This is a genomic window from Limosilactobacillus difficilis (genome assembly GCF_947387495.1).
GTDB lineage: Bacteria > Bacillota > Bacilli > Lactobacillales > Lactobacillaceae > Limosilactobacillus > Limosilactobacillus difficilis.
This window is the reverse complement of record NZ_CANDNU010000068.1, coordinates 1-4,923: the sequence shown is the minus strand read 5'-3', so window position 1 is coordinate 4,923 and position 4,923 is coordinate 1. Positions and strand designations below refer to the sequence as shown.

Below are 4,923 nucleotides of genomic sequence, written 5' to 3'. Positions count from 1 at the left end.
GAAAAATATTAAACTATCAAACACCGTTTGAGATATTTTTTGAAGAACCGTTGCACTTAGTTTGACAATTCGTCATACATAACTCCTTGTATTTTAGACATTAATTTATCCAGTATCAATATTGCATGAAAACGTTTCTAAAATAATGACAAATTCAGTCCTCAAACAACAACCTCCGCATGCGGGTGGATAGCGGACGCGCCAAACGCAAATCCATCCCCACGACAGCCTTTTTCTTCGGACCGATTTTTTCTTCCTTTACCGAACCAGGCTGGATCACGGCTGGTCCAAGATAATAGAATTCTTTGCCAACCGCGTCGCTACGCTTCACAAAAAGCAAAATCTTCACTGCCGGTTGGCCATCTGGCCGGGTCGCCAAGAGCTGCTGAACTTCAGGCGAAGAGAGGTGACGCGGACTCCGCGTGTACCAACGCAAGGACTGGCCGTTTTGCAACTGGTTATCATAGATCGCATTTCGTTGCTGCTGGTCAGTTTTGCGGTAAGTAATAAAAATTGGACATTCCGTTTTATTGACCCGGTAACCATACATCGGCGCACTGACATCGAGCGGCCAATTAAGCAGGCGACAGACATCTTTGCGGTTGTACTGCCGGTAAAGGGTGAACTGATGACGAAGATCGTACTGCTGGCTGATTTCCAGCCCGGTTTCGACTGCATCTTCCAAGAGACGGGCAAAATCGCCGCCCGTCTCGATCGCCTTTACTAGCGTTGGATTCAGCTGATAGTTTGCTCCTTGATGGACAAGCAGTGCCTTTCCACCATACAAGGCTTGCTGGGTCGTTTTCCCCTTCTTAACCGCAAAAAAGCGCAGGCTTAAAACATCATCAAGCGACTGCAAAAGCCTTTCGTTTAGATAAGCATTCTCTTTCTTCAAGGTGCTAATCAGCAAGTCTTGCTTGCATTGGTGATCAGGAGCCTGCATCAATAATTGCAAAAGAATCAACTCGTGGGGCCGTTTGCCATTTAGCAATTCTTTGCTAACAAAAGTCAGGGTCGCATTCTCATAAGGCGTCAGCTCAATTGGAATCCCCATTTTCTGGAGAAAAGTCCCGTAATTTGCCAAGCGACTATTCATCGCAAAGGTCTGGGGTGCAACTGAGCCGTATTGCAAAAAATCATGCAAGAGCGGTGGCCGGCCCAAACGTCGGCGAAGATCTTGGTAAGCCCGACGAAGTTCCCGCAACCCATCCAATTTGACTTTTTCTAAAGATTTCAAGATTCGCGTGACAGCTACCCGCCGGAAATTGATAGTTGAAACCCCAATTGTCAGCGGTACTTTGACCTCTTGCCGTGCTCGGTCGGCTTGCCGACTGGTATCCTGATTTAAGGCCAGTGGAATCAGAAAGTTATTGCGGTAATTACCAATAAAGTCAATTACTGTAACGTAATCCTTCCCCGGATATTTTCGCAGACCCCGTCCTAGTTGTTGAACGAAGACGATCGCCGACTGGGTATTGCGGAGCATGATAATTTGGTTCAGTGAAGGAATATCCACTCCCTCGTTAAAGAGGTCAACCGTAACGATATACTCCAACTTTCCGCTTTCCAGCTGGTCTACGGCGTGCTGGCGGCGGGCGGAACTATCCGCATTGGTCAAAGCGATCGCCGGGTGATTCGCAGCAGAAAATTTAGCCGCCAGTTCACGGGCTTCTTCTTGACGGGAACAGAAGACGAGTCCCCGGGCTTGGGAACCACAGTAACCGTAATAATTCAGCTGATCCAAAACGTATTTAACCCGTTGATCAGAAACTAGGTGCCGCAGGCTCGTCGTCTCCGTAATAATTTCACCATCTTGCTCAAAGTCCTGAACCCCCACATAGTGGAAGGGAGCCAGCATCTTTGCCGCCAAAGCAGATTTGAGGCTGATTTCATAAGCGAGGTGGTAGTCAAAGAGCGCATAAACATCCTCTTTATCCATTCGGTCGGGGGTTGCGGTCATTCCCAACCAAAACTTTGGCTCGAAATAGTCCAAGACGCGGTGATAGCTGGGAGCTGCTGCCCGGTGAGCTTCATCGATGAGGATGTAATCAAAGGTGCTGGCCTTAAAATGAGCCAAAGCTGTTGGCTGACTAAGGGTCTGGATCGTCGCAAAAAGATACTTGGCATCCCAGTCGTGGCGATTTCCAGTCAGAAGGCCAAAATTACTAGCCGGTCCACCGATGACTTTTTTAAAACTTGCCAGCGATTTCTTGGCAATTTGTTCACGATGGACCACGTATAGAAAACGACGCGGCGCAAAGTCCTTAACTGCAAAAGCTCCCAAATAAGTCTTTCCCGTCCCGGTGGCAGACACAACCAATCCCCGTCGGGCACCGCTCTTGACTAAGGATTGCAGTGATTTAAGAGCAGGACGCTGCATTTGGTTAGGCTTGATCGTCGCCTGCGGCCCTTCATGTTTGCCAAGTGGACGATACGGCGGTCGCCAGTTCTTTTGATATGCTGCTAACCACGCTTTCGTTAAGGGCTGACTATGCGCTGCCAAAGCCGTCACTTGCGCTTTCAGCTCAGCGGTCAATCGTGCATTAGTCGTTGAGGAGACCTTCAGTGCCCACTCCACGTTTTGCAAGAGCGCCGAACGGGTAAAATTAGCACTGCCAATCACTGCTGTCTGGTATTCACCATGATCGAAAAGATAAGCTTTGACGTGAAAACCCGCTTCTTTAACAATCTTAACGGTCAAATTAGGAATTTTTGCTAGTTCAGCAAAGACAGCCGGCCGATTAAAACCAAGATAATCACTAGTATAGATCGTTCCCGTTACTCCCTGGTCCGCTAAATCAGCCAAAACTGCCTTGAGTGGCACCAGCATATCAAGCGTAATAAAGGCGACTGCCCAGCTGAAATGCCGGCAGTTCAGCAACTCGTCCTGAATTGTCTGCCAGATGGTTTCCCTTTGCCCGTTTTGCAGGAGGTGGGGTCCTAATTGCTGGTGGCCTGGGTATTGCTGATCATATAAGCCGTTGAGAATGGCGTTCTTTAATACTTCTCCTTTATCCATCATTGGTCCTTGCCCCGTTTTTACTTCCGATACTGACTGCTTCTAAGTGCGATTTAATGTAGAGCAAATGTCAAACTAGGTGCTCTGATTCACTTCAATATTGCCCAATTATCATTATTCGTAATGCCCCCATGCGGCATAAATAATGACTTCCTTCTTTGCTTCGTTCACTTTGTAGACAACCCAATGTTGGGCATTGATGCGACGGGAATAGAACCCTTGAATAGAGGGTCGAGCTTTTCGAAACTTTGGTTATGTTTATAAGGATTCTCCTTTAATTGGTGGCTAATCTGCAAAAAGCTTTTTTCTAAATAAGAGCCCTTTCTTGGATTTGATAGTGTAACTCCCAATTTACTCCACACCTTGGTTTACTAAGAAAAGCGTTTCTTGAATTGCCTTCCAAACATCTTCACCAATTACAACAGCACCTTTTTCGCCCGGCTTGGTAAGCTGAATCATGGCCGACTCTTTATCATTGTTGACTTTTTTGATTAATTTAAAAAAGCCCTTGCGGTGACTACATTGTCCATTTTAACGCCTCCTGTACGTCATTCTATACGTTCAGCATACAACATGTACATGATAAAAAAAACATTACATAGTGGGCCAAAAGTGAAAATAGAAGCAACGGCAACGAATCATAAAAGGAGATGAAAAAATGGGCTGGTATCGTGGGCGGTATGTTTTTTAAACACCATAATTTGGCGCAGATGTTAGCAGAGAGCAAAAAAGATTATCATTTCAGAGTTAGAAACAAAGGCCAAGCCGATAGCACGGTGGTTAAATTCGTATTCAGTGACCAGGTTCAGAAAGATAGACGTGCGTTTTGTGCTTGCCGTATTCTGTATAGCGCTTATTGTGACTATTGCCAGCAGCAGGGACTAACGCCGCTGACTAACCAGCAATTCAAGCACAACATGGGAATGCTCGGTTTTGTTTATCAGAAACACCATCGCTTTTATGCTGGTTACTACCAGAACAAGGTTACGACCGCTTATAAGAACATTGGCTTGGTTAGTAAGTAGATGTTCCATACAGTTCACAACTACATCAATTATCATAAACACTGGTATAACAACATTCAATAATTAATGGCATTAGACAAAATTGCACATTATCGGGAATGTTTGTAGTTTTTTAAATGTTTTATCAATGACAAATACCATGAAACATTAAGCGAAGAGCTACCAGACAGCAAACGGAAGCACTTCGAAAAGGCACTCTTCTTTGTCATGATGAGAGGCGTTGTTGCGGATGACAATCAACTTATCAGTATCTAGGCACAAAAAAAGAGCGCCTTATTTTGGCGCTCTCTAACAAAATAGCCGGCTCGATACAAGTAACCAACTGGTATCTTTTGCACACAGTCTATCCTGTTTTTCTCTGTATCTGTATTATATCACATTGTATGTTATTGATAACTGATACATGATACAATGTGCGAGGCACACAGTGAAGCCTAACCAGCTCCAAATAGTGCTAGAAAGGGGGTAACCTCTTTTGAAACTCACTATCTTGTTTTTCTTTGTTGTGCCTAATAAGCACATTAAACGTCTAATCAAAAAGATTGTGCGAAAGCTATTTCGGTAATTAGCATTTAATTTTTTAGTGCTTGCCAAAAGGTAGGCGCTTTTTTGATATTTCCGTACTTAAAAAGGCCTTGTTTTACATTGGTAACCTAAACTAGACTAAAATTTCCGCAGAGCAAAAGAAAAAGGCCGCTAAAATAGCGACCTGACCCCGTCAGCAAGTATTATTTTTTCGCAATTTTTCCGCAAAATTTGTTTTTGATAGTTTTTTCTGGTTTTTCCTGAGAATTTACAATTCCCTAAATTTCAAGAATAAGTTAGCCACTGGACTCAAATAAATAATACTGACCAATTGATTATTGGTTGATGGAGCTG

At 44.4% G+C, this 4,923-nt stretch carries 2 protein-coding genes; one reads left to right on the top strand and one right to left on the bottom strand.

All coding sequences use genetic code 11. The annotated features are described in order from the left end of the window. Positions 1-154 precede the first annotated feature (154 nt). A complete protein-coding gene (locus tag QOR82_RS08750; protein ID WP_283584365.1) occupies positions 155-3,019 on the bottom strand; it encodes a DUF3427 domain-containing protein in 2,865 nt (954 codons plus the stop codon). A 650-nt stretch (positions 3,020-3,669) separates the two neighbouring features. Here QOR82_RS08750 and QOR82_RS08740 point away from each other — a divergent pair. Beyond that, positions 3,670-4,044, top strand: a complete 375-nt coding sequence (locus QOR82_RS08740; protein WP_283584364.1) for a hypothetical protein — start codon at positions 3,670-3,672, stop codon at positions 4,042-4,044. Positions 4,045-4,923: the final 879 nt, after the last annotated feature.